The organism is Exiguobacterium sp. E4787 (assembly GCF_018618375.1).
GTDB classification, from domain to species: domain Bacteria; phylum Bacillota; class Bacilli; order Exiguobacteriales; family Exiguobacteriaceae; genus Exiguobacterium; species Exiguobacterium chiriqhucha.
The window spans coordinates 72,748-94,047 of sequence record NZ_JACSLY010000001.1 but is presented as its reverse complement, the minus strand read 5'-3'; the positions used below and the strand labels follow the sequence as shown (position 1 = coordinate 94,047).

General features: G+C 52.1%; 22 protein-coding genes and 1 pseudogene. 17 read left to right on the top strand and 6 right to left on the bottom strand.

Annotated elements, in window-relative coordinates:
* Positions 1-7: 7 nt before the first annotated feature.
* From KNP80_RS00495 to KNP80_RS00485, 3 genes are all read left to right on the top strand, one after another.
* Positions 8-1,189 (top strand): glycine C-acetyltransferase, encoded by a 1,182-nt coding sequence (locus KNP80_RS00495; protein WP_214831783.1) that lies wholly within the window; start codon positions 8-10, stop codon positions 1,187-1,189.
* Positions 1,190-1,509: 320 nt separating this feature from the next.
* On the top strand, positions 1,510-1,680 hold the full coding sequence (locus tag KNP80_RS00490) for a hypothetical protein (RefSeq protein WP_214831781.1): 171 nt from the start codon (positions 1,510-1,512) through the stop codon (positions 1,678-1,680).
* Entirely contained in the window at positions 1,680-2,162 is a 483-nt protein-coding gene (locus KNP80_RS00485) for a hypothetical protein (RefSeq protein ID WP_214831779.1), read from the top strand. Before KNP80_RS00490 ends, KNP80_RS00485 begins: the two co-directional genes overlap by 1 nt.
* Before the next feature lie 24 nt (positions 2,163-2,186).
* Here KNP80_RS00485 and KNP80_RS00480 read toward each other — a convergent pair whose 3' ends face one another.
* Positions 2,187-2,735 (bottom strand): DUF4256 domain-containing protein, encoded by a 549-nt coding sequence (locus KNP80_RS00480; protein ID WP_029595342.1) that lies wholly within the window; start codon positions 2,733-2,735, stop codon positions 2,187-2,189.
* Between the two features lie 117 nt (positions 2,736-2,852).
* Positions 2,853-4,010, bottom strand: coding sequence for an MFS transporter (locus tag KNP80_RS00475; RefSeq protein WP_214831777.1), 1,158 nt, complete (start codon positions 4,008-4,010; stop codon positions 2,853-2,855).
* Positions 4,011-4,155: 145 nt separating this feature from the next.
* Here KNP80_RS00475 and KNP80_RS00470 point away from each other — a divergent pair, with 145 nt between their 5' ends.
* Positions 4,156-4,704, top strand: coding sequence for a GNAT family N-acetyltransferase (locus KNP80_RS00470; protein WP_214720230.1), 549 nt, complete (start codon positions 4,156-4,158; stop codon positions 4,702-4,704).
* Here KNP80_RS00470 and KNP80_RS00465 read toward each other — a convergent pair whose 3' ends face one another.
* The gene (locus KNP80_RS00465; RefSeq protein ID WP_214831775.1) at positions 4,705-5,100 is read right to left on the bottom strand and encodes a hypothetical protein; all 396 of its coding nucleotides are present in this window, start codon (positions 5,098-5,100) and stop codon (positions 4,705-4,707) included.
* A gap of 62 nt (positions 5,101-5,162) precedes the next feature.
* The gene (locus KNP80_RS00460; protein WP_214831773.1) at positions 5,163-6,161 is read right to left on the bottom strand and encodes a site-specific integrase; all 999 of its coding nucleotides are present in this window, start codon (positions 6,159-6,161) and stop codon (positions 5,163-5,165) included.
* A 102-nt stretch (positions 6,162-6,263) separates the two neighbouring features.
* Here KNP80_RS00460 and hflX point away from each other — a divergent pair, with 102 nt between their 5' ends.
* The 6 genes and pseudogenes from hflX (at position 6,264) to KNP80_RS00430 (ending at position 12,501) form a co-directional block, all read left to right on the top strand.
* Positions 6,264-7,508, top strand: a complete 1,245-nt coding sequence (hflX, locus tag KNP80_RS00455; protein WP_021067595.1) for a GTPase HflX — start codon at positions 6,264-6,266, stop codon at positions 7,506-7,508.
* A gap of 7 nt (positions 7,509-7,515) precedes the next feature.
* Positions 7,516-8,811, top strand: a complete 1,296-nt coding sequence (locus KNP80_RS00450) for a methionine gamma-lyase family protein (protein WP_214832253.1) — start codon at positions 7,516-7,518, stop codon at positions 8,809-8,811.
* Positions 8,812-8,904: 93 nt separating this feature from the next.
* On the top strand, positions 8,905-9,303 hold the full coding sequence (locus tag KNP80_RS00445; protein ID WP_214761285.1) for a MerR family transcriptional regulator: 399 nt from the start codon (positions 8,905-8,907) through the stop codon (positions 9,301-9,303).
* A gap of 46 nt (positions 9,304-9,349) precedes the next feature.
* Positions 9,350-10,690, top strand: coding sequence for a type I glutamate--ammonia ligase (glnA, locus tag KNP80_RS00440; protein WP_214831772.1), 1,341 nt, complete (start codon positions 9,350-9,352; stop codon positions 10,688-10,690).
* Between the two features lie 156 nt (positions 10,691-10,846).
* Complete coding sequence (locus KNP80_RS00435; protein WP_214833401.1) at positions 10,847-11,950, top strand: DNA alkylation repair protein; 1,104 nt, start codon at positions 10,847-10,849, stop codon at positions 11,948-11,950.
* A gap of 20 nt (positions 11,951-11,970) precedes the next feature.
* Positions 11,971-12,501 (top strand): annotated as a pseudogene (locus KNP80_RS00430) (P-loop nucleotide/nucleoside kinase family protein).
* Positions 12,502-12,586: 85 nt separating this feature from the next.
* On the opposite strand, the gene KNP80_RS00425 reads toward KNP80_RS00430, so the two are convergent.
* Complete coding sequence (locus KNP80_RS00425) at positions 12,587-13,027, bottom strand: metal-binding protein (protein ID WP_214720225.1); 441 nt, start codon at positions 13,025-13,027, stop codon at positions 12,587-12,589.
* A complete protein-coding gene (lexA, locus tag KNP80_RS00420; protein WP_021067589.1) occupies positions 13,027-13,647 on the bottom strand; it encodes a transcriptional repressor LexA in 621 nt (206 codons plus the stop codon). The genes KNP80_RS00425 and lexA overlap by 1 nt, the downstream gene beginning before the upstream one ends.
* 205 nt (positions 13,648-13,852) lie before the next feature.
* Between lexA and KNP80_RS00415 the strand changes: the two genes are divergently transcribed.
* From KNP80_RS00415 to KNP80_RS00385, 7 genes are all read left to right on the top strand, one after another.
* Entirely contained in the window at positions 13,853-14,089 is a 237-nt protein-coding gene (locus tag KNP80_RS00415; protein WP_021067588.1) for a hypothetical protein, read from the top strand.
* A gap of 72 nt (positions 14,090-14,161) precedes the next feature.
* The gene (locus tag KNP80_RS00410; RefSeq protein ID WP_214720224.1) at positions 14,162-14,806 is read left to right on the top strand and encodes a YneB family resolvase-like protein; all 645 of its coding nucleotides are present in this window, start codon (positions 14,162-14,164) and stop codon (positions 14,804-14,806) included.
* A gap of 60 nt (positions 14,807-14,866) precedes the next feature.
* Positions 14,867-15,100 carry a DUF896 domain-containing protein gene (locus tag KNP80_RS00405; protein WP_021067586.1) on the top strand — a complete coding sequence of 78 codons (234 nt, stop codon included), beginning with the start codon at positions 14,867-14,869 and terminating at the stop codon, positions 15,098-15,100.
* Between the two features lie 198 nt (positions 15,101-15,298).
* The gene (gene tkt / locus KNP80_RS00400; RefSeq protein WP_214831770.1) at positions 15,299-17,290 is read left to right on the top strand and encodes a transketolase; all 1,992 of its coding nucleotides are present in this window, start codon (positions 15,299-15,301) and stop codon (positions 17,288-17,290) included.
* Positions 17,291-17,413: 123 nt separating this feature from the next.
* A complete protein-coding gene (locus KNP80_RS00395; protein WP_021067584.1) occupies positions 17,414-17,644 on the top strand; it encodes a YneF family protein in 231 nt (76 codons plus the stop codon).
* A 129-nt stretch (positions 17,645-17,773) separates the two neighbouring features.
* Positions 17,774-19,528 carry an ABC transporter transmembrane domain-containing protein gene (locus KNP80_RS00390; RefSeq protein WP_214832251.1) on the top strand — a complete coding sequence of 585 codons (1,755 nt, stop codon included), beginning with the start codon at positions 17,774-17,776 and terminating at the stop codon, positions 19,526-19,528.
* Positions 19,518-21,281 carry an ABC transporter ATP-binding protein gene (locus KNP80_RS00385; protein WP_021067582.1) on the top strand — a complete coding sequence of 588 codons (1,764 nt, stop codon included), beginning with the start codon at positions 19,518-19,520 and terminating at the stop codon, positions 21,279-21,281. The genes KNP80_RS00390 and KNP80_RS00385 overlap by 11 nt, the downstream gene beginning before the upstream one ends.
* The last annotated feature ends 19 nt before the right edge of the window (positions 21,282-21,300 follow it).

Genomic DNA, 21,300 nt, shown 5'->3' with positions numbered 1-21,300 from the left:
AATCGATATGGCATTTGAACATATTACAGAAGCAGTCAATGAAATGAAACAAGCGGGCACGTTCCGCTCACTCGTGCCGCTCGAGTCGGCGCAAGCGAACGAAGTCACGATCGACGGCAAATCGCTCGTCCAGCTGTCTTCGAACAACTATCTCGGACTCGCCAACCATCCGCGCTTGAAACAAGCGGCGATTGAAGCGGTCGAACAGTTCGGGGCCGGCACAGGTTCGGTCCGGACGATTGCCGGGACGTTCGAGATGCACGAGGCGTTCGAACGCGAGCTCGCCGAGTTCAAACATACGGAAGCGGCGCTCGTGTTCCAGTCGGGCTTCGCGACGAACCTCGGCGTCTTGTCGGCCCTCCTCGGTCCGGAGGACGTCGTCATCAGTGACGCGCTCAACCACGCCTCGATTATCGATGGCATCCGGTTGACGAAAGCGGCTCGCCGCATCTATAAGCACACCGACCTCGCCGATTTAAAGGCGGCGTTGAAAGAGACGCAGGACTATCGGACGCGTCTCGTCGTCACGGACGGCGTCTTCTCGATGGACGGCAACATCGCGCCGCTTCCAGAAATCGTCGAGCTCGCCGAGAAGTATGACGCGGCGGTCATGGTCGACGATGCCCACGCCTCGGGCGTGCTGGGCAAAAACGGCCGCGGTACGGTCAACCACTTCGGGCTTGACGGCCGGGTCGCGCTCCAAGTCGGGACGCTGTCGAAAGCGATCGGTGTCCTCGGTGGCTACGTCGCCTGCTCGAACGACATTCGTGACTTCTTGATTCAAAAGGGACGTCCGTTCTTGTTCTCGACGTCACACCCGCCAGCGGTCGTCGCGGCGAACCGTGAGGCGATCCGTGTCATGAAAGAAGAAGAGGAGCTGTTCGATAAGCTTTGGGCGAACACCGAGTTCTTCAAGACGGGTCTTCGTGATCTCGGCTTCGATATCGGCCATGCGACGACGCCGATCACACCGGTCATGCTCGGTGAAGAGACGCTCGCGCACACATTCTCGGATAAGCTGAAAGACCACGGCGTGTTCGCACAGAGCATCGCCTTCCCGACGGTCGAGAAAGGCAAGGCCCGGATTCGGACGATCGTGACGGCGGAACATACCCGTGACGACCTCGAACGTGCGCTCGCTGCCTTCAAGGCGGTCGCCGAAGAATTGAACGTCACACTCCACGCGTAAGATTGAACTGCAGACAAATCGTCTGCAGTTTTTTTATTGGGGCGATGTGGTCGTGAGATAAACAATCATGCCCATTCGTACATTCATTTGAAATTTTTGGTAGACATATAGGAAGGCAGGCTCTAAAATTTGAACAGGTAACTCATAGTTTTTAGATATTTATTATTTCACATACCGTATTTTCATACATAAAGGAGTTTAAAAGAAAGATGTTAGCGACTGTTCTATTTTTAAGCGTCTGTCTAGGTATCATTTTATCAACCGCCGGCATGTATTTGCTGATCAAGCCGAAACGAATTGTATCAGGGGATAGTACGACTGTGGACAGCATTATTGGTACGCTCGTGCTTCATGTCATCATCGTCTGCATGACGACAAAGCACATAGGAGCACTTCTGTTGCTCCTCGGGATTGGCATGGGGATGGGGATACTATACGTTGAATTGTATGATGAGCTATTACCGCACGTGAATGAAGTGAGAACGTGGTGATGGAGCAAAACACGAATTTAGCGGTCGGAACAATCATGTACGCCGAAACATTTTCTATCCTGACGATTTCACCCCCATTCATTATCAACGTCATCTTTAGCGTGTTGATTTTAATTGGTGTGTTTTATTTTCGGAGTGAGAGTTGGAAAGGGCTGTTACTTAATATTGCTCTGACGCTGTGGTCACTGCTTTTCATATCGGTGTATATAATCGCCTGGTATGTGCGGTTGAAGTACGATATCACGCCGGACTTTGCGGCCTCGTTTGCGCCGGGTCTACTTCCAGGATGGAAAGAAATTATTGCGCAAGGGATGGAAGAACCAGATGTTACTGGGAATGCAGTCACATATAGTGCGTTGATCTTTTTCACTCGAAAATATAACGGATGGTATATGTGGGTGTTTAGAGCATTTGCCATCGTCCCGGTGAGTCTATTTTTCGTCAAGTATGTCCCCATCGTCTTCAATTGGCTCTTCACATAAAAAAAGCAAGGCACGTGGCCTTGCTTAAAGGATGAACATTCCGCGGAATCCTCGGGCCGCATAATACGAATCGGCACCATTATGATAGACGAAGATCTGGTCGTAGCGCCGGTCGCAGAATAAGGCGCCGCCTTTTTGACGAATCGATTCCGGGGTGGCAATCCAGCTCGACGTCTTCAAGTCGAACGTGCCGAGCGTCTGCAGATGGCGATACGTTGCTTCGTCGAGTAGCTCGATTCCCATCTTCTCAGCTGATGCGACGGCACTCCCATCCGGTTTGTTTTTTTTTCGTGCCGCTAACGCCGCATCGTCATAGCAGAGGCTGCGTCTGCCACTCGGGCTTTCAGGTGAGCAGTCGCAAAAAGCTAAGGCACCATTCGGAAGTCGAATGACATCTGGCTCACCGCTAGTCCGTTCCATCTCGGCAAGCACGCCGAGTTTCTGGTCGTTTGCTTGAAGACGCGTCAAGACGTCGTGCCAAGTGAAATCAGGATGCCGTTCCGGGTGGTCATTAAATCGAACATGCAGAGTTTGCAATATCTCGTCTTTTTCATGATTTGATAACGTATTCATATTTAGCTTCCTCCTAATCAGCGTTTTCTTTTAGTATACGCTATGCAGAATGAATCTGAAGCAACCGAAATAAGTTTAAAAACAGGCGCCCTCTCAAAGCAAGAAGGCGCCGTCTTATTATGCAGATTGAATCACATCTTCCGTCAAATCGATTTGTCGACCTAGCCAGATGAGCGGGACGGTCAGACCTGCGCCAATCAAATAGACGATGGCAATCGGCAATCCGTCCGCGAGCATTCCAAACGTCAGGCTGCCGATGCTGAAGGCGAGGGTATAAGCCGTCTGTTGGACGCTATAGACGTACGGAAGTTGCGAGGCAGGTGTCGTTTCTTGGAGCACCGTGTTCGTCTGGATGATGCGGAGTTGGGTGGCGTATCCTTGAATTGCGAGCGCAATGAGTGCGAACACGATATGAGACGTCACGCCGAACAACAAGGCAGCCCCGACCGACAGTAGGGAGCTGAAAGCAAGCGAACTGGTCCGTTGAGCGCGATACAAGTATGCACTGGCCAGAATCATGCTGATCAAGTAGCTCGCGTTCATCGTCCCCCACCAGCCCGTATCGATGTAGAGGTGTCGTTCCAGATAGACGAGCAAAAGCGCCGAAATCCAGAGCGTGCTGACGAAAGACTCGAACGTGACGAATACCGTGATTAATCGAGCATGAGGTACTGTTCGCACGATGGCGAGGCTGTCTCTAAGGGAAATGTCTGATTCACCATCTTCTACCGTCACGTCGCGGTCGAGTGAACGGACGAAGCGAAGCGTGACGAGCGTCGAGAGCATGAATAACATCAACGCGACGGTCAAGGCAATCGCGCTTGAAAACGAAGCGACGACCATCGTACCGAGCGGCCACATCGCCAGCTGGATGAACTGGTTCGACCCTTGGACGAGACTGTTCGCTTGTTGGCGATTCGTCGTCAGCCGGGGGATGAACGACGCTTGGACCGGACGGGCGAACCCATCCAAGAAGGCGATGAGCACGACGAGGCCGAGGACGAGAATCGACTCCGACCAAATGACGGCCCCGAGCAAGGTCGTCTTCAACAGTTGCGTGACGAGCAGCGTCTGACCGAGGGTGAACCGAGATAAGACGCGGGCAAAGAACAGACCGCTCACGGTCATGCCGATTGTGACGGCAATCGGGAAACTGGCCGCAGCCAGGGCGGAACCGGTCTGTTGATATAATAAAGCGATCAAGGCGACGATATAAAGCACGTCACCAATATTGGCCAGCCATTGACTGACCAGCAGCAGGTAAAACGACTTCATCATGACTCTCCTCCAGAACTATTCAATTTTGGGTGGATGACATGATGTCGACTTACATACTTTCACCGCTTTCAAATTATTTACAAATAGTTTACGATAAAATGATGAAGAACACAATAATTGGAAAGTAAGAGGGGGAAACGACATGTTACACTATGACATTAATGACCAGCTTCAACTACGAATGTTCACCATCGATGACGCGGAGGCGTTGTTCCAGTTGACGATGGCGTCGAAGCCATACCTTCGCGAGTGGCTCGGTTGGCTCGATTACACCGAGACGGTCGAGGATTCACGACAAAACATCGAAGGGCGAATTAAAGGATTGATGGAGACGGGCGGCTATCCGAAATCGTTCGCGATTGTGTATCAGGGTGAGCTCGCCGGGACAATCGGCTTCAACGATATCGACCGAGGCATCAAGTGCGGCACGGTCGGCTATTGGCTCGGCCAAGATTTTCAAGGGAAGGGCATTATGAGTCAAGCGCTCGAGACGGTCATTGATTACGGGTTCCGTGACTTGAAACTTGATAAAATTGAGATTCGGGTCGCGACCGGAAACGTGAAGAGTCGGGCCTTGCCGGAACGGTTCGGTTTCCTCGAAGAAGGGGTGCTTCGCAACGCGGAGTGGCTATATGACCGCTACGTCGACCACGTCGTATACGGCTTGTTGCGAAATGAGTGGGCCCACTGACTACAGCGTTTTGAAATGATGGCCAAGCAGTTGGTCGACCGCATAGAAAATGAAGGCGCTCGACACGCCAAGTAACGATGCGAGGTTGAATATACCTGTCTCGAAGATGGATGGATCGAATAACAGTCCATATGGGACCACGAACAACCAGCCAGCAATCAGATGGAACACGAAATACGTCACCCGTTTCGAACGGAATGGCGTCTTTTGGCTTATATACTCGGACAGTATAGAGGTGAACGTCCCGTAGATGAACACGATGGGGATCGCATAGAGCAAATAGACGGCCACGCTCGGTCCATATGACAAATCGAGCGCGTAGGGAAAGAAGAGCGGCAACACGAAAGGAATAATGAATAGACTGATGAGAGCAGATTGGATTTTTTGAAAAAACACGGTACGCCCACCTTTCGGATCATCAAGTAAAAAAAGCCGTCACCTGCAAAGATGACGACGGGTTACGGGGTGACGCCCCCTGATTCATAGAGCGTTGCGCCGAACTCCGCATACGCCTGCTCATAGCGCCGGAGCGATGACTCTTTATGCATACACGTCACGTTCATCCGTTCAAGTGACGTCATGTCGATCGCATACGTCTTCAAGACGTGGGCGTTCCGGAGCATCGACGGTGTGACCGAACGGCTGAGACCGCTGCGTTCATTCAATTGGCGCATCATCTTCGTAATCATGACGATCGTCAGCTGTTTCGGCTGGTTCTTCGCATACACCCAACGGAACGTCATCCGGGAGAAGTCGAACGAGACGAAGACGGGATCGTCCGAGTACCAACGCGGACGGACCGGCGTCGGGATGTCAGCCAAATAGTTCATAAGGAGTGTCTGGTCCTCTTGACTGAGTTTCAACGTGAACCGGTTGCCGAGCCGGTCATAGACGTCGAATTCATGGCTCGCGAGATGCAGGTCGTTCATCCGAAGACGGATGATATGGTGCACCCGGAGTCCATATTTATAGAACAACGTGACGATTAGCTCGTTCCGATTGACGAGATACGGATGCGCCTGAAGCTGGTTCTCACTCAGCCCGCTTGTCGAACGGATTGTCCGGACGAGCTTGCTGAACTCGGTCGGCAAGGCAATCTGGTCGACGGTGAGCGTATGAGCCGGTTGGGCATAGGCGAGCATCTTTTTCCGGAGCGGATTTAAAAAGACGGTCAGGCTATTGATGACGGTGACGATTCGGGCGACCGTCGCCTGTTGGTATTGCTTCTCTTCGATGAGGAAGTCGTTGACGAACGTCTTCCACGATTCGAGCGGGACGGCGAGCCACGCCTCCGGGGCATCGAGCTCGACGTTATGGTCATGAAAGTATTTGTGCACATCGATCAAGTCGTATCGATAGCGTTTCAGCGTCGACGGTTGACGGCCGCTCGCGCCGAGATGGAACAAGTACGCCTCGATATATTCAGGCAATGGATACTCTTTTCTACGTTTCGTCATGGACGTTCCTCCTTCTCCTCATATCGTACCACAAACGGACGTTCTCCATTCGCCGTTTCGTGGTAAGATGGAGGATGAGACTTATAGGAATGAGGGATTTTTATGCAACGAGAGAAAGTCATTATCGTCGGATGTCAATTACCGACTGTCGACGATTGGACATATGAACAATCGATGGGGGAACTCGTCGAATTGGTCGATACGGCACGAGGTGAGGTCGTCGCCCGTCTCGACCAGAAACGGCAACAAGTCGACCGCCGCACGTTCATCGGGAAAGGGAAAGTCGAGGAGCTCGCGGTGCTCATCGAACAGTTTGAGCCGGACATCGTCATTTTCAACGCCGAGCTGTCGCCAGCCCAGTCGAAGAACATCCGCATCTCGCTGAACGACCCGGACGAGATGAAACTGATTGACCGGACGCAATTGATTCTAGACATCTTTGCCGGACGGGCCCAATCGAAAGAAGGGAAGCTCCAAGTCGAGCTCGCCCAGATGAACTACCTGCTCCCGCGTTTAATCGGACAAGGCACGCAACTGTCACGTCTCGGTGGCGGAATCGGGACACGGGGACCGGGTGAAACGAAACTCGAGTCGGACCGCCGGCACATCAAGCGCCGCATCGATGAGATTAAGAAAAATCTCGAAGGCACCGTCGCGCACCGTGACCGTTACCGCGAACGTCGGAAAGAGAACCGTGTGTTCCAAGTCGCGCTCGTCGGATATACGAACGCCGGAAAATCAACAATTTTCAACCGCTTGACGGACGCCGATACGTACGAACAGGACGAATTGTTCGCGACGCTCGATCCGCTCACGCGTGAGCTCGAATTGCCACGCGGCGGGAAAGTGCTCATCACGGATACGGTCGGATTTATTCGCGACTTGCCGACGAAACTCGTCGCCGCGTTCCGCTCGACGCTCGAGGAAGTGCTCGGGGCTGACCTCGTCTTGCACGTCATCGATTCGTCAAACCCGCACTACATGAACCAGATCGACACGACCAACTCGGTCTTAACGGAACTCGGCGCGAGTGAGTTGCCGCAGCTCGAGGTATACAATAAGAAAGACCGGTTGACCGAAGACTTCGTCGGCGGACCGCTCGTCATCTCGGCGCTCGACTCGAACGATATCGAGACGCTCATCGGCGCGATCGAAGATAAGATTGCGGATGTGTTGACGAAAGTACACGTCATCTTGCCGGTCCGCTCGTTCGAGCATTACCATCCGGCCAAAGACTCGATGTATCGGCTCGAGGAGAAGTTCCTCGATGACGGTTCGGTCGAACTTGTCGGTTATATGAGAGAAGACACGCGTCTTTATGCGACGCTGAAACAATTTGAGGTGTGAAACAATGATGTGGCAAGAAAAGATTGCGTATTATGATGAATTGGCCCCGTTCGTGACCGAGGCGGAAGCACGGGTAAAACCATATTTTGAAACGATTGAGGCGACAGCGGAGTTCAACCAATACCGTGTCCTCGAGTCGTTTAAGAAGCATAAAGTGTCGGATTTCCATTTCAATCCGACGACCGGGTACGGCTATGACGATATGGGACGCGACACGCTCGAATCGATTTATGCCGACGTGTTCGGGGCGGACCTCGCCCTGTGCCGCCCGCAAATCATTTCGGGGACGCACGCCATCGGGATCGCCTTGTTCGGTGTGTTGTTGCCAGGGGATGAATTGCTCTATATTACCGGCAAACCGTACGATACGCTCGAAGAGATCGTAGGGATTCGGGGAGACGGTCGCGGTTCGCTCAAAGAGCTCGGTGTCGGCTACGACACGGTCGAGTTGAAAGACGACGAAATCGATGTCGAGACCGTCATCGCACGGATTCGGCCTGAGACGAAGCTCGTCGGGATCCAGCGTTCGAAAGGATACGCCAACCGACGCAGCATTCCGGTCCAAGAAATTGGGGATGCAATCGCAAAAATCAAAGCGGCGCATCCGCACGTCTTCGTATTCGTCGATAACTGCTACGGCGAGTTCGTCGAGACGATCGAACCGACCCACGTCGGGGCCGATCTCATGGCAGGCTCGCTCATCAAGAACCCGGGTGGCGGTTTGGCGAAGACGGGTGGCTATATCGCCGGGACGAAAAAACTCGTCGAACGCTGCTCGTTCCGCATGACGACGCCGGGTATCGGCAGCGAGGCCGGTCCGTCACTCTATTCGCTCCAAGAGATGTATCAAGGGTTTTACATGGCGCCGCACACGGTCGCCCAAGCCTTGAAAGGGGCTCACTTGACGGCAAGCCTGCTCGGATTGCTCGGTTTCGAGACCGACCCGCACTACACGACGCCTCGGACCGATTTGATTCAATCCGTGACGTTCCGCGATCGCGACAAAATGATCGCGTTCTGTCAGAGCATCCAGATGGCGTCACCGGTCAATGCCCATGCGTTGCCGGTACCGGCCTATATGCCGGGCTATGAAGATGATGTGATCATGGCGGCCGGGACGTTCATTCAAGGCTCGTCGATTGAACTATCGGCCGATGGACCGCTCCGTGCCCCTTACACGGCCTACGTGCAAGGCGGCTTGACGTACGCCCACGTCAAGGTCGCGCTCATGCTCGCCTTGAGCCAATTGCGGACGAAAGAGCTCGTCACATTTGACCGTGACAAAATCTCACAAAAGTTGTAACCGAAATGTCATGTTAACTTTCTTAACATCTCTTGACAGGTTAGTTGTCATGTATTATTCTCACAGTGTGAGACAGAAAAGGAGGGGTAAGAGATGGCCGATCAATTTCGTCGCTCCAACCCGTTGTTTCCGATAGGAATCGTTCAAGATTTGACCCAACTGACAGGTAGGCAGATTCGGTACTATGAAGAACAGGGTCTGATTTCGCCTAGTCGGACGGAATCGAAACGACGGCTCTATTCCTTTAATGATGTCGAACGTCTACTCGCGATCAAGGATTTTATCGATCAAGGCTTCAATTTGGCGGCGATTCGCCATATGCTCGACAATGCGGACGCCAAAGAAGTGGAATCACCAAAAGCACCGGTCGAGGAACCACCAAAGATCTCTGAACAAGAGTTACACAAATTATTGAAAACACAGCTTCAAGAAGCTGGCCGTTTCAATAAGACGTCGCTCATTCAAGGTGAGTTGTCACGTTTTTATCGATGACGCCAGTACATTAACCATTACACAATGTGAGAGGGGACATTTTACCATGGCCAGAAAAACGTTCACGAAAGAAGACATCAAACGGATCGCACAAGAAGAGGACGTACGCTTTATTCGTCTTCAATTCACGGATATCCTCGGTACGATTAAAAACGTCGAGGTGCCGATCAGCCAATTGAACAAAGCACTTGATAACAAGATGATGTTCGACGGCTCTTCGATCGAAGGCTTCGTACGCATCGAGGAATCAGACATGTACCTCTATCCAGACCTCGACACATGGGTTGTCTTCCCGTGGACAGACGGCAGCGGTAAAGTCGCTCGCTTGATTTGTGATATTTATAACCCGGACGGCACACCGTTCAGCGGTGACCCGCGCGGCAGCTTGAAGCGTAACCTCGAGCGCATGCAAAAGCTCGGCTTCACAGCGTTCAACGTCGGACCAGAGCCTGAGTTCTTCCTCTTCAAGAAAGACTTGAACGGCAAACCGACACTCGAACTTAACGACCAAGGCGGTTACTTCGACTTGGCACCGGTCGACCTCGGCGAGAACTGCCGTAAAGAGATCGTCATCGAGCTCGAAAACATGGGCTTCGAAATCGAAGCATCACACCACGAAGTCGCACCAGGTCAGCACGAAATCGACTTCAAATACGCAGATGCGGTCACGACGGCTGATAACATCCAAACGTTCAAACTCGTCGTCAAGACGATTGCAGCGAAATATGGTCTTCACGCGACGTTCATGCCGAAGCCACTCTTCGGTGTCAACGGTTCAGGGATGCACGCCAACATGTCGCTCTTCAAAGGTGACACGAACGTCTTCTACGACCCGAACGGCGACATGGAATTATCAGATACAGCCCGCGCCTTCACGGCAGGGATTCTCGAGCACGCTCGTGCGTTCACGGCTGTCTGTAACCCGACTGTCAACTCGTACAAGCGCCTCGTGCCTGGTTACGAAGCACCTTGCTATGTAGCATGGAGCGCGCGCAACCGTTCACCACTCGTTCGTGTACCGGCGGCCCGTGGCCTCTCGACGCGTATCGAAGTGCGTTCGGTTGACCCAGCGGCGAACCCGTATCTCGCCTTGTCGACGCTCTTGGCTTCTGGCCTCGACGGAATCGAGAAAGACATGACGGCACCGAAGCCGATTGACAGCAACATCTACGTGATGGACAAGCCAGAACGTGTTGCCAACGGAATCGATGATCTTCCGGCTACACTCTTTGACGCACTCGAAGTACTCCGTGCCGATAAAGTCGTGATGGATGCTCTCGGTGACCACATCGGTGAACACTTCCTCGAGTTGAAAGAAATCGAGTGGGATATGTTCCGCACCCAAGTAACAGAGTGGGAACGCGATCAGTACATGACGCTCTACTAAGTCGATGAACTGGGGACGTTAACCCTATCAATCAGAGTCCTGAATGAGTTCTTCTTGTGAAGACTCGTTCAGGACTCTTTTTCTATCAGTCTATATAATGAGGAAGCATGTATGGCTAGATGAGCGGACTAGACGAAACTGAAGGAGGTGGAAGACGTGGCAGCACCGTTAAGAGAGGTATATCATGAGGACTTTTTGCTAGGATTTGGACGACGTGTACAATCCGTCTACCCATCGTTTGACATAGAGGCATTTGTCGCATCGATCGTAGATGAGTCATGGGAAGCGTTAGCGCTGAAAGGGCGTATGCGCCGTATCTCGACAAAGCTCGGGGAGTACTTACCTCAACACTACGAGTCGGCTATAGACGTCTTGATAGAAATTGCAGACGATTGTGTCGGCTTTCCATATTTATTCTTTCCCGACTTCGTAGAAGTGTATGGACAGGCGGAAGAACATTGGGAACGCTCGATGTCAGCGCTCGAACTCTTCACGCAGAAATCGTCTTCGGAATTCGCGATCCGACCTTTTCTGCTTCGTGATTCGACGCGAGTGATGAATCGTATGATGGCATGGGCCAAGCATCCGAATGAGCATGTGCGGAGATTGGCGAGTGAAGGCTGCCGCCCTCGTCTTCCGTGGGCGGAATCGTTACCGATGTTCAAAGCAGACCCGGCTCCAGTGTTGGCGGTTTTAGAGTTATTGAAAGAAGACCCATCATTATATGTAAGGAAAAGTGTCGCTAACAACCTCAACGATATCTCGAAAGATCACCCGGAAGCCGTGCTCGCGGTCTCGCGTCGATGGCAGGGCGAACATGATCATACCGATTGGGTCATCAGACATGGGTGTCGAACATTGATCAAATCCGCTCACCCCGACGCCTTAACGCTGTTCGGTTATGCGCAAGAAACGGATTTAACCGTCAACGCATCGATTTCGATACATCCGAACATGCTCAGTATCGGGGAGGCGTGCGAGATTCAATACGATGTGTCGATTCGTCCAGGCGATGCTGCATATATTCGGGTCGAATACGCCATCGATTTCATAAAAGCGAACGGGAAAGCGAGTCGTAAGGCATTTCTGCTAGCGAATAAAATCGTCGCCGGGGGTGCGCGACTGGTAGCGAACAGGATGCACAGTTGGGCAGATTTGACGACGCGCCGACATTATCCGGGTGAGCATCGTGTCGTTTTGCTGGTCAATGGACGCGAAGTCGCTGAGAATCATATCATGTTGTATAAACGCGATGATTGAATCATACTTTGCGAAACAATATGATGTCAGCACCCAAATCTGTGTGGACAGGAGAGATGATCACGATGGGAAAAGGAATATTATTTTTTCTTTGTGGGAAGATGGGGGCAGGGAAATCAACGGTATCCAAGCGACTCGAGCTCGAAGAGCATGCGGTACGGTTGTCCGAGGATGAGTGGTTGCAGGCACTTTATCCTAATCAGATTCATATGTTCGAAGATTACTGACGACACTCTGAACTGCTCAAACCAATCGTAGAAACAACTGTCCAGCGTATGCTTGAAGTAGGGACAAATGTCGTGATGGATTTCCCTGCCAACACAATCGGTCTACGTCAATGGTTTCTTGTCATAGCGAACAAGGTTGGGGCAGACCATCAATTGATTTATCTGAATCTTAGCGACGAGCAGTGTATGAGACGAATTGCTAAAAGGCGGACAGAAATGCCTGAACGGGCAGCATTTGACACAAAAGAAGTGTTCAATCATGTCACTTCATTTTTTGAAGCACCTTCTGAGTCGGAAGGAATTCGAATTGTCGAATATGATTAATCCGTTAATATCTTCAGACGTTTAAAAAGGGCAACCCAGTCTAATAGACGGGTTGCCCTTTTGGGTGTATGGCATAAGCATTTGCTTAAAACGCACGTTTGAAGAACGTGGACGCATAGTCGAGCGTCGTATGTAGCGTCGTCGCGAAAGCGAGTCCGAAGAAGCATGCTGCCCCGTTCAGGTCGAGCCACGATCTGACAGCTTCCTCATACGGCGTGACCGTGAGCACGAGCGTGAGCGGGAAACCGAGATAGATGACCCGGATCAGATCGCTCAAGAGCGGAAAATGCGAGAATAACGACCGATGGGGCATAATCTTCACATAAGGGAGCCAAAAGCCCCGAAGCGGTCCCCATCGATAATAGGCGTCCGACTTTAAGTCAAGGTCCGGGGAGAGCCAGAACGTCCCGATTAGGGCGCCAAGCAGGAACACGGTCGGAACATCGATGTCAATAAAAGGCGTGGCAATCGCAAGAGCACCGATTGCCACGAGATTCGTACGGGTATGTGTCTTGCCACTAGCCATTAGTGAATCGTGCGGTATACACCGATGACCTTCCCTAAAATCGACACGTTATCGAAATACATCGCTTCGAGCTCGTCGTTCTCCGGCTGGAGGCGAACTTTCGAAGCTTCTTTATAAATCCGCTTCACGGTCGCTTCACCTTCATCCGTCATGGCGACGACAATCTCTCCATTGTCGGCCGTGTTCTGTTGACGGACGAGGACACGGTCCCCATCCAAGATCCCCGCGTTAATCATAGAGTCCCCTGAGACAGAGAGCATGTAGACGTTGTCGGAACCGACGACGTGGGCCGGGAGCGGGAAGTGCTCTTCCACGTTCTCAATCGCCGTGATCGGCGTACCGGCCGTGACTTTCCCGATGACCGGCACGTACATGACGGCATCATGGTCTTCCACGACTGACATCTCTTCATCTAAAATCTCGATGGCACGTGGCTTCGTCTTGTCACGTCGAATCAATCCACGCTTCTCTAGACGGTCCAAGTGGCCGTGGACGGTCGAGCTCGATGCGAGTCCGACTGCCTCTCCGATTTCACGAACGGAAGGTGGATACCCTTTCGCCCGGACCTCGGCTTTTATAAAATCAAGAATCTGTTGTTGTCTTGCTGACATTTTTTTCAATGGATTTCACCTCGATTATGTCGAATAACCTGCGAACGCATCCTATTCTTTATGGGTTTAGTTTAACACAAGAACACATGAGCGCACAAACATTCGTTCGTTTTTTTCTACTTGACCGAACAGAAGTTCTTGTTTTATGATGAGAACAGATAAACGAACAGACGTTCTCGAGAACGTGTATTCTTATTCCCAGGAGGTAATCGTTATGAGAGACACAATCAATGGAATCATTTTAGTCGGCATGTTGGCACTTGGAATGTTCGCGTTTTATATGGTCGGGGAGATGCGCCACGACGTCGATGTCGTCGCGACCGAACCGGTGATCGAGCACAGCGTCGAAGAAGAAGTCGCCTTGACGGAGGCCGAGTCGCTCGAGGCACAGCTTCTCGCCGAACGCGCTGAGAAAGAAGACGACAAGACGACGTGGTTCGCCGCCGAATAATCTTTTCTGATTGCGAACAGCCCCCGAAACTGTGTATCGTAGAGGGCGAATGGAAAGAAAGGAAGTGACGGGATGCGAGTCGTCATTTATTGTCGCGTGTCGACGAACAAGTCCACGCAAGAGACGTCACTCGGTCGCCAAGCGGACGAACTGACGCGGATGGCGAAACGTCTTGACGCCGAAATCGTCGATGTGATCAGTGAGCAAGAGAGTGGGTATGAGGTCAATCGGACGGGGTTGCTCGATTTGTTGGAGCACGTCTCGACGTCTAATCTCGATGCCGTGCTCGTGAGCGATGACAGCCGCCTCGGACGAGGGAACGCGAAAATCGCCATCTTGCATACGCTCATGAAACATAACGTCCGCTTGTTGACGATGCAATCGTCCGATGAATACGTTTTCTCGGATGCTGAGAAGATGGTGCTTGAAATTGTCAGTGTCGTCGAGGAGTACCAGCGTAAAATCCATAATGCGAAAATCTCACGCGGCATGCGTCGGGCGGTCGCGAACGGGTTCAACCCGCACCGCAACATCCAACATCACGATCAAGGCGGTCGGAGCCGAATCGAAGTCCCGATTGAAGAAATCGTCCAACTGCGCGAGCGCGGACTGACGTTCGCTGAAATTGCCGCCACGCTACGTGGTTTTGGCTATGAGGTGTCGAAAGCGACCGTGAACCGTCGTTATTTGGAGCACGTATCAGTGCCAGAAACTTGATTCCTGCTCGCTGATTTTGTACAGTAGAAGAACAAATTCAGTAGAGAGGGGGCGAGCCTGATGCTAGCACCTGAACAGTTGGAGCGAATCAATTTTCTCGCCAACAAAGCCAAGACAGATGGACTGTCATCAGAAGAGATGGACGAGCAGCAAGCGCTGCGCCAACAATATTTGCAAGCGTTCCGCCAATCATTCAAATCACAGATGATGGGGATGAAGGTCGTCGATCCGGACGGGAACGATGTAACGCCTGAAAAATTGAAAGACGAGCAGAAACGGCATCGCTCGGAGTGACCACGAATGCACATCCTATTTCATATAGGGTGTGCATGTTTGTTATACGCGAACGGGGATCAGGGGGACTTATTGGACTGGTTTTGGACGAAAGGAAGTAAACGATTCCATTCAATGTGTTATACTAATTAATTAGTTGTGACACACGAATGAGTATGCTAAAATATGACGGGTAGAAACTTTGTAACAACAGAGAGGATGAAATTAGTGGAAACAACTACTAAAGAATTATTAGCGATTAACTCGATTCGGACGCTCTCGATTGATGCGGTCCAAAAAGCGAACTCTGGTCACCCGGGGATGCCGATGGGTGCGGCTCCGATGGCGTTCACACTTTGGACGGATAAGATGCGTCACAACCCGAAAAACCCGAACTGGTTCAACCGCGATCGGTTCGTTCTTTCAGCGGGACACGGTTCGATGCTCTTGTACTCGCTTCTTCACTTATCTGGTTACGACCTTTCACTCGACGACCTCAAATCGTTCCGTCAAATGGATTCGAAGACGCCTGGACACCCAGAGTACCGTCACACGCCTGGTGTCGACGCGACGACTGGACCGCTTGGCCAAGGGATTGCCATGGCAGTCGGTATGGCGATGGCTGAAAAGCATTTGGAAGCGACTTACAACCGTGATGAGTTTAAAGTGGTTGACCACTTCACATACGGGATTTGCGGAGACGGTGACTTGATGGAAGGCGTGTCGGCAGAAGCTGCCTCACTCGCTGGTCACTTGAAACTCGGAAAGCTCGTCGTCCTTTATGATTCAAACGACATCTCACTCGATGGCGACCTTCACAAGTCGTTCTCAGAAAGTGTCGAAGATCGTTTCAACGCTTACGGCTGGCAAGTGATTCGCGTTGAAGATGGCACGGACATCGATACAATCGCGAAAGCAATCGACGAAGCGAAGGCGGAAACGTCGAAACCGACCCTCATCGAAGTGAAGACGGTTATCGGCTTCGGTTCACCGAACAAGTCAGGCAAATCGGCATCACACGGTGCACCACTCGGCGAAGCTGAAATCGAGCTCACGAAGCAGTTCTATAAGTGGGAAGGCGAAAACTTCTACGTACCGACCGAAGTGTACGACTTGTTCAACGAGAAAGTCGTTGAGCCAGGTGCCAAAGCGGAAGCGGACTGGAACGAACTCGTCGCGGCTTACAAGTCGTCACACCCTGAACTCGGTGCCCAGTTCGAGCGTGCAGTGAACAACGAGCTCCCAGAAGGTTGGGACAGCGAGTTGCCAACGTTCGAAATCGGTTCGAAGAAAGCGACACGTCAAACGAGCGGTGAAGTACTGAACGCAATCGCTAAAGCGGTGCCGACACTCTTCGGTGGCTCGGCTGACCTCGCAGGCTCGAACAACACGATGATTAAAGGTGCTGCGGACTTCGATGAAGATCCAGCAGGCCGCAACATCTGGTTCGGCGTCCGTGAATTCGCAATGGCAGCTGCCGTCAACGGTATGGCACTCCACGGTGGTGTCCTTCCTTACGGCGCGACATTCTTCGTCTTCTCAGACTATTTGCGTCCAGCGGTACGACTCGCGGCCCTCATGGGAATCCCATCGACGTTCGTCTTGACACACGATTCGATCGCGGTCGGCGAAGACGGCCCGACACACGAACCGGTCGAGCACTTGATGAGCTTCCGTGCGATGCCAAACTTGTCTGTTCTCCGTCCGGCTGACGGAAAAGAGACGATTGCGGCTTGGAAGCAAGCGATCACGACGAAATCATCACCGTCACTTCTCGTCTTGACGCGTCAAGCGTTGCCAGAACTCGAAGGCACGTCGATTGAAGAAGCGGCTAAAGGTGGCTACGTCGTCGCCGGTAACTCGAACGAGGCGGACGTCCTCCTTCTCGGTACAGGTTCTGAAGTACACGTCCTCGTCGAAGCTCGCGAAGCACTCGCGGCTGACGGCGTGAACGCGGCTGTCGTCTCGATGCCTTCGTGGGAATTGTTCGAAGCACAGTCAGCAGAATACAAAGAGTCGGTCCTTCCTTCGTCAATCACGAAGCGTGTCTCGCTTGAAGCGGGTGCGACACTCGGCTGGTACAAATACGTCGGATTCGGCGGTAAAGTACTAGGAATCGACAAGTTCGGTGCCTCTGCCCCTGGGGATCTCCTCATGAAAGAATATGGCATGTCGGTCGACAACGTCGTCGCTGCTGTCAAATCACTTTAATCGCTTACTATCAGTGGTGGCCCGGAGTTTTGGGTCACCACTTTTTTTACAGACGACTAGCGAATTAGCGTAATATAGTGTATAGTAAAAAACGATGTTTCATATGGTAGAGGAGGTTAAGCCTTGAGTACATTATTCTGGATTCTTCTGATCGTGGCAGCACTAATCGGGGGTATTGCGATCGGTTTCTTTATCGCTCGTAAATACATGATGAACTACCTCGAACAGAACCCACCGATCAACGAAGATATGATTCGTACATTGATGATGCAAATGGGTCAAAAGCCGTCACAGAAGAAAGTCAACCAAGTGATGCGCGCCATGAACGTTCAAATGAAGAACGAAAAGAAATAAACCGGATCGACCGAAGCACTTTGCGCCCGCAAAGTGCTTTTTGTATCCATTTTTTGTTAGACAATCGAACAAACTTTCGCTAATCTAAAAGAATAGTCTGAATTCAAGACAACATAGGGGGTGTTTCAGATTCGTGTATTCAAACAATTAGCTTGGTTCTTCAAGCTCGAATGGCGGACGTATGCGCTCGGTATCGTCCTACTCATGTTCGTTGCGGCGCTCGAACTCGTGCCGCCACGCATCATCGGCCGAATCGTCGATGAGATCAACCGAGAATCGCTCGAAACAGATTTATTGTGGATGTTGCTCGGCGGGCTCGCGGCCGTCGGCATCGGAAACTATGTGGCCCGCTTCTTCTGGCGGTACTTTATCTTTGGGGCTTCGATTCGGCTCGGTCGGATGTTGCGGAGTCAGCTCTATCGCCATTTCACCGATTTAGATCAACGCTTTTATAAGAAGTCGCGGGTCGGGGATTTGATGGCCCATGCGACGAACGATGTCCAAGCCGTCTCGACGACGGCGGGTGCGGGGATTTTGACACTCGTCGACAGCATTACTATGGGGACGTTCGTCATCATCACGATGGTGACGACGATTAGTTGGAAGTTGACGGTCGTAGCGCTGTTGCCGCTGCCGATCATGGTCGCGTTAACGACACGATACGGGAAACTATTACATAATCGGTTCGGGGTCGCTCAGGCGGCATTCTCCGAACTGAATGATAAAGTCCAAGAGAGCGTCAGCGGTGTCCGGGTATTGAAATCGGCCGGGGAAGTCGGCCGCGACGTCGACTCGTTCGAGAAGTTATCCGACGAAGTCATGGCGAAGAACGTCCGCGTCGCCAAAATCGATGCCCTATACGACCCGACCATCTTCGGAATCGTCGGCCTCTCATATATCTTATCGATTGGCTATGGTGCCTATTTGATTGAACAAGGCGAGCTGACAATCGGTCAAATCGTCAGTTTCACGGCGTATCTCAGTTTGCTCACTTGGCCGATGCTCGCGTTCGGCTGGCTGTTCAATATCGTCGAACGCGGTCGTGCGTCTTATGACCGAATCGAGCGAATGCTCGCCGTCAAACCTGAGATTCAAGATGACCCGATGGCGGCGGCGAAACTTGCCCATTCGGAGATTGAGGCGGACATTCATGTCTTCCGCTATGATGAGACGCCTGTCCTGCAGGACGTCACGTTCCGAATCGAACGCGGCCACACGCTCGGTATCGTCGGGCGGACCGGTTCCGGTAAAACGACAATCGTTCGATTGTTGACGCGGGAGTATGACGTCCATGACGGCACGATTAAAATCGGGGGCATCAATATCCGACAGGTGAAAAAGTCACTCCTGCTCGACAAAGTCGCCGTCGTCCCGCAAGACCATTTCTTGTTCAGCGACTCGATTGCAAACAATATCGCGTTCGGAAAACCGGAAGCAAAACTTGACGAGATTATGGAAGTAGCTAAAATCGCCGAAGTGCATGATGACATCATGCGGTTACCAGAAGGTTATGCCACGCTTGTAGGCGAACGGGGCGTGACGCTATCGGGCGGCCAAAAACAACGCATCTCGATTGCACGTGCCCTCATGATCGAGGCAGACGTATTGATTCTAGACGATGCTCTCTCCGCCGTCGATGCGAAGACGGAAGAAGCGATCATCGAGCATTTCCGGGCCGGGAATCCCGATCAATCTCGGTTGATTGTCGCGCACCGACTGTCTGCGGTCGAGCACGCCGACGAGATTCTCGTTCTCGAAGACGGTCGTATCATCCAACGGGGCCGGCATCAGGACTTGATTCGCGAACCGGGATGGTACAAAGATACGTATGATCGTCAACAGCTCGAAGCAATCGTAGAAGGGGGTGGCCACCATGAAGCATGACGTTCAGGAATGGGCGGTCATCAAACGTCTATTGGCCTATACGAATCGTTACTCACGCCCACTCAGTCTCGCTTTCGTCTTTTTGTTGCTCGCCACCGGTGCGAAGCTCGCGGGACCGTTTTTAATCAAGGTCTTTATTGACGAGTTCGTGACGCCAGGCGTCTATCCGACGAACTGGGTCGTCACATTGCTCGTCGTTTATTTAGTCTTGCATGTGTCGGCGATCATCTTCGACTATTTACAGTCGATTTCATTCCAAAAGATTGCCTTAAAAATCGTTCAAAACATTCGGATGGATATTTTCCGTCACGTCATGGGCATGCGTCTCGCCTATTTCGACCGGACGCCAGCAGGCGTTCTCGTCTCGCGGATTACGAACGACACCGAGGCGGTCAAGGAGCTTTACGTCGGGGTGATGAGCACGTTCGTCCAATCGGCCGTGCAGCTGCTCGGGACATACGTGTTCCTTTATATCCTCGAACCGACGCTCGCAACGATGGGGCTTGTGCTCGTGCCATTGTTCTGGCTCATCATCTGGGTGTATCGTCGCTACTCGACGAAGTATTTCGCCCAAGTGCGTGATCTGCTGTCACAATTGAACGGACAGTTGAATGAGTCGATTAACGGGATGGGAATCGTTCAACAGTTCCGTCAAGAAGAGCGGCTTGTCCGCCAATTCGAAGAGACGAACGAGGCCCACCAAGAAGCACGTTATCGGAACTTGAAGCTCGACAGTATGTTATTGCGACCGATCATCGAATTGTTGCTCGCCTTCTCAATTATCGGGCTGCTCGGCTATTACGGCGTCTTGTCAACGACCGAGCAAGTACAAGTCGGGGTCGTCTACGCCTTTATCAGCTATATCGAACGAATCTTCCGTCCCGTGCTCGATATCATGCAACGCTTGAGCGAATTTCAACAGGCGGTCGTTTCAGCGGACCGAGTTTTCAAAGTCTTGGACACGGATGAACCGGCCCCAGGAAAGAGCTTGGAGGGAACGGCTGAAATTGGCTCCGGAGAAGTACGCTTCGAAAACGTCACGTTCAGCTATGACGGAGAAGTCGACGTATTGAAACACATCTCGTTCGTCGCCAAGCCGGGAGAGACAGTCGCGCTCGTCGGTCATACCGGGAGCGGAAAGAGTTCAATCATCAACTTGTTGACTCGGTTCTATCCGTATCAATCAGGACAAATCACGATCGATGGGCATCCGATTGAGCAGTTCGAGGAAGCCGAACTTCGAGCCAAAGTCGGCCTTGTGCTCCAAGACCCGTTCTTGTTCACAGGGACGATTGAGGACAACTTAAAACTATTTAACCCGACGATTGACTCGGACAAAGTCCGGGAAGCAGCTGAGTTCGTCCAAGCCCATACGTTCGTCGAGAAACTCGAGGCCGGCTACGGGCATACGGTCGGTGAACGGGGGGCGACGTTCTCGAGCGGGGAACGGCAATTGCTCGCGTTCGCCCGGACGGTCGCCCGGGATCCGAAAATCTTGATTTTGGATGAGGCGACGAGTTCGATTGATACCGAGACCGAGGAGCGCGTTCAGCTCGCCCTCGAGCGGATGAGACGTGGTCGGACGACGATTGCCATCGCACACCGGCTCTCGACAATTCAAGATGCCGACTTGATTCTCGTCCTCCATCGAGGTGAAATCGTCGAACGAGGTAATCATCAATCGTTATTGAAACAAGACGGGCTCTACAAAAAGATGTATGAACTTCAATCAGGCCAACGTCTGATGTCATAAATTACAAAAAAAGACGCCA

Excerpts from the sequence above, each read along its gene's own strand:
- KNP80_RS00495 (WP_214831783.1), top strand. The coding sequence starts at position 8 with ATGGCATTTGAACATATTACAGAAGCAGTCAATGAAATGAAACAAGCG.
- KNP80_RS00485 (WP_214831779.1), top strand. The coding sequence starts at position 1,680 with ATGGAGCAAAACACGAATTTAGCGGTCGGAACAATCATGTACGCCGAA.
- KNP80_RS00480 (WP_029595342.1), bottom strand. The coding sequence starts at position 2,735 with ATGAATACGTTATCAAATCATGAAAAAGACGAGATATTGCAAACTCTG.
- KNP80_RS00475 (WP_214831777.1), bottom strand. The coding sequence starts at position 4,010 with ATGAAGTCGTTTTACCTGCTGCTGGTCAGTCAATGGCTGGCCAATATT.
- KNP80_RS00470 (WP_214720230.1), top strand. The coding sequence starts at position 4,156 with ATGTTACACTATGACATTAATGACCAGCTTCAACTACGAATGTTCACC.
- KNP80_RS00460 (WP_214831773.1), bottom strand. The coding sequence starts at position 6,161 with ATGACGAAACGTAGAAAAGAGTATCCATTGCCTGAATATATCGAGGCG.
- hflX (WP_021067595.1), top strand. The coding sequence starts at position 6,264 with ATGCAACGAGAGAAAGTCATTATCGTCGGATGTCAATTACCGACTGTC.
- KNP80_RS00450 (WP_214832253.1), top strand. The coding sequence starts at position 7,516 with ATGTGGCAAGAAAAGATTGCGTATTATGATGAATTGGCCCCGTTCGTG.
- KNP80_RS00445 (WP_214761285.1), top strand. The coding sequence starts at position 8,905 with ATGGCCGATCAATTTCGTCGCTCCAACCCGTTGTTTCCGATAGGAATC.
- glnA (WP_214831772.1), top strand. The coding sequence starts at position 9,350 with ATGGCCAGAAAAACGTTCACGAAAGAAGACATCAAACGGATCGCACAA.
- KNP80_RS00425 (WP_214720225.1), bottom strand. The coding sequence starts at position 13,027 with ATGGCTAGTGGCAAGACACATACCCGTACGAATCTCGTGGCAATCGGT.
- KNP80_RS00415 (WP_021067588.1), top strand. The coding sequence starts at position 13,853 with ATGAGAGACACAATCAATGGAATCATTTTAGTCGGCATGTTGGCACTT.
- KNP80_RS00410 (WP_214720224.1), top strand. The coding sequence starts at position 14,162 with ATGCGAGTCGTCATTTATTGTCGCGTGTCGACGAACAAGTCCACGCAA.
- KNP80_RS00405 (WP_021067586.1), top strand. The coding sequence starts at position 14,867 with ATGCTAGCACCTGAACAGTTGGAGCGAATCAATTTTCTCGCCAACAAA.
- tkt (WP_214831770.1), top strand. The coding sequence starts at position 15,299 with ATGAAATTAGTGGAAACAACTACTAAAGAATTATTAGCGATTAACTCG.
- KNP80_RS00385 (WP_021067582.1), top strand. The coding sequence starts at position 19,518 with ATGAAGCATGACGTTCAGGAATGGGCGGTCATCAAACGTCTATTGGCC.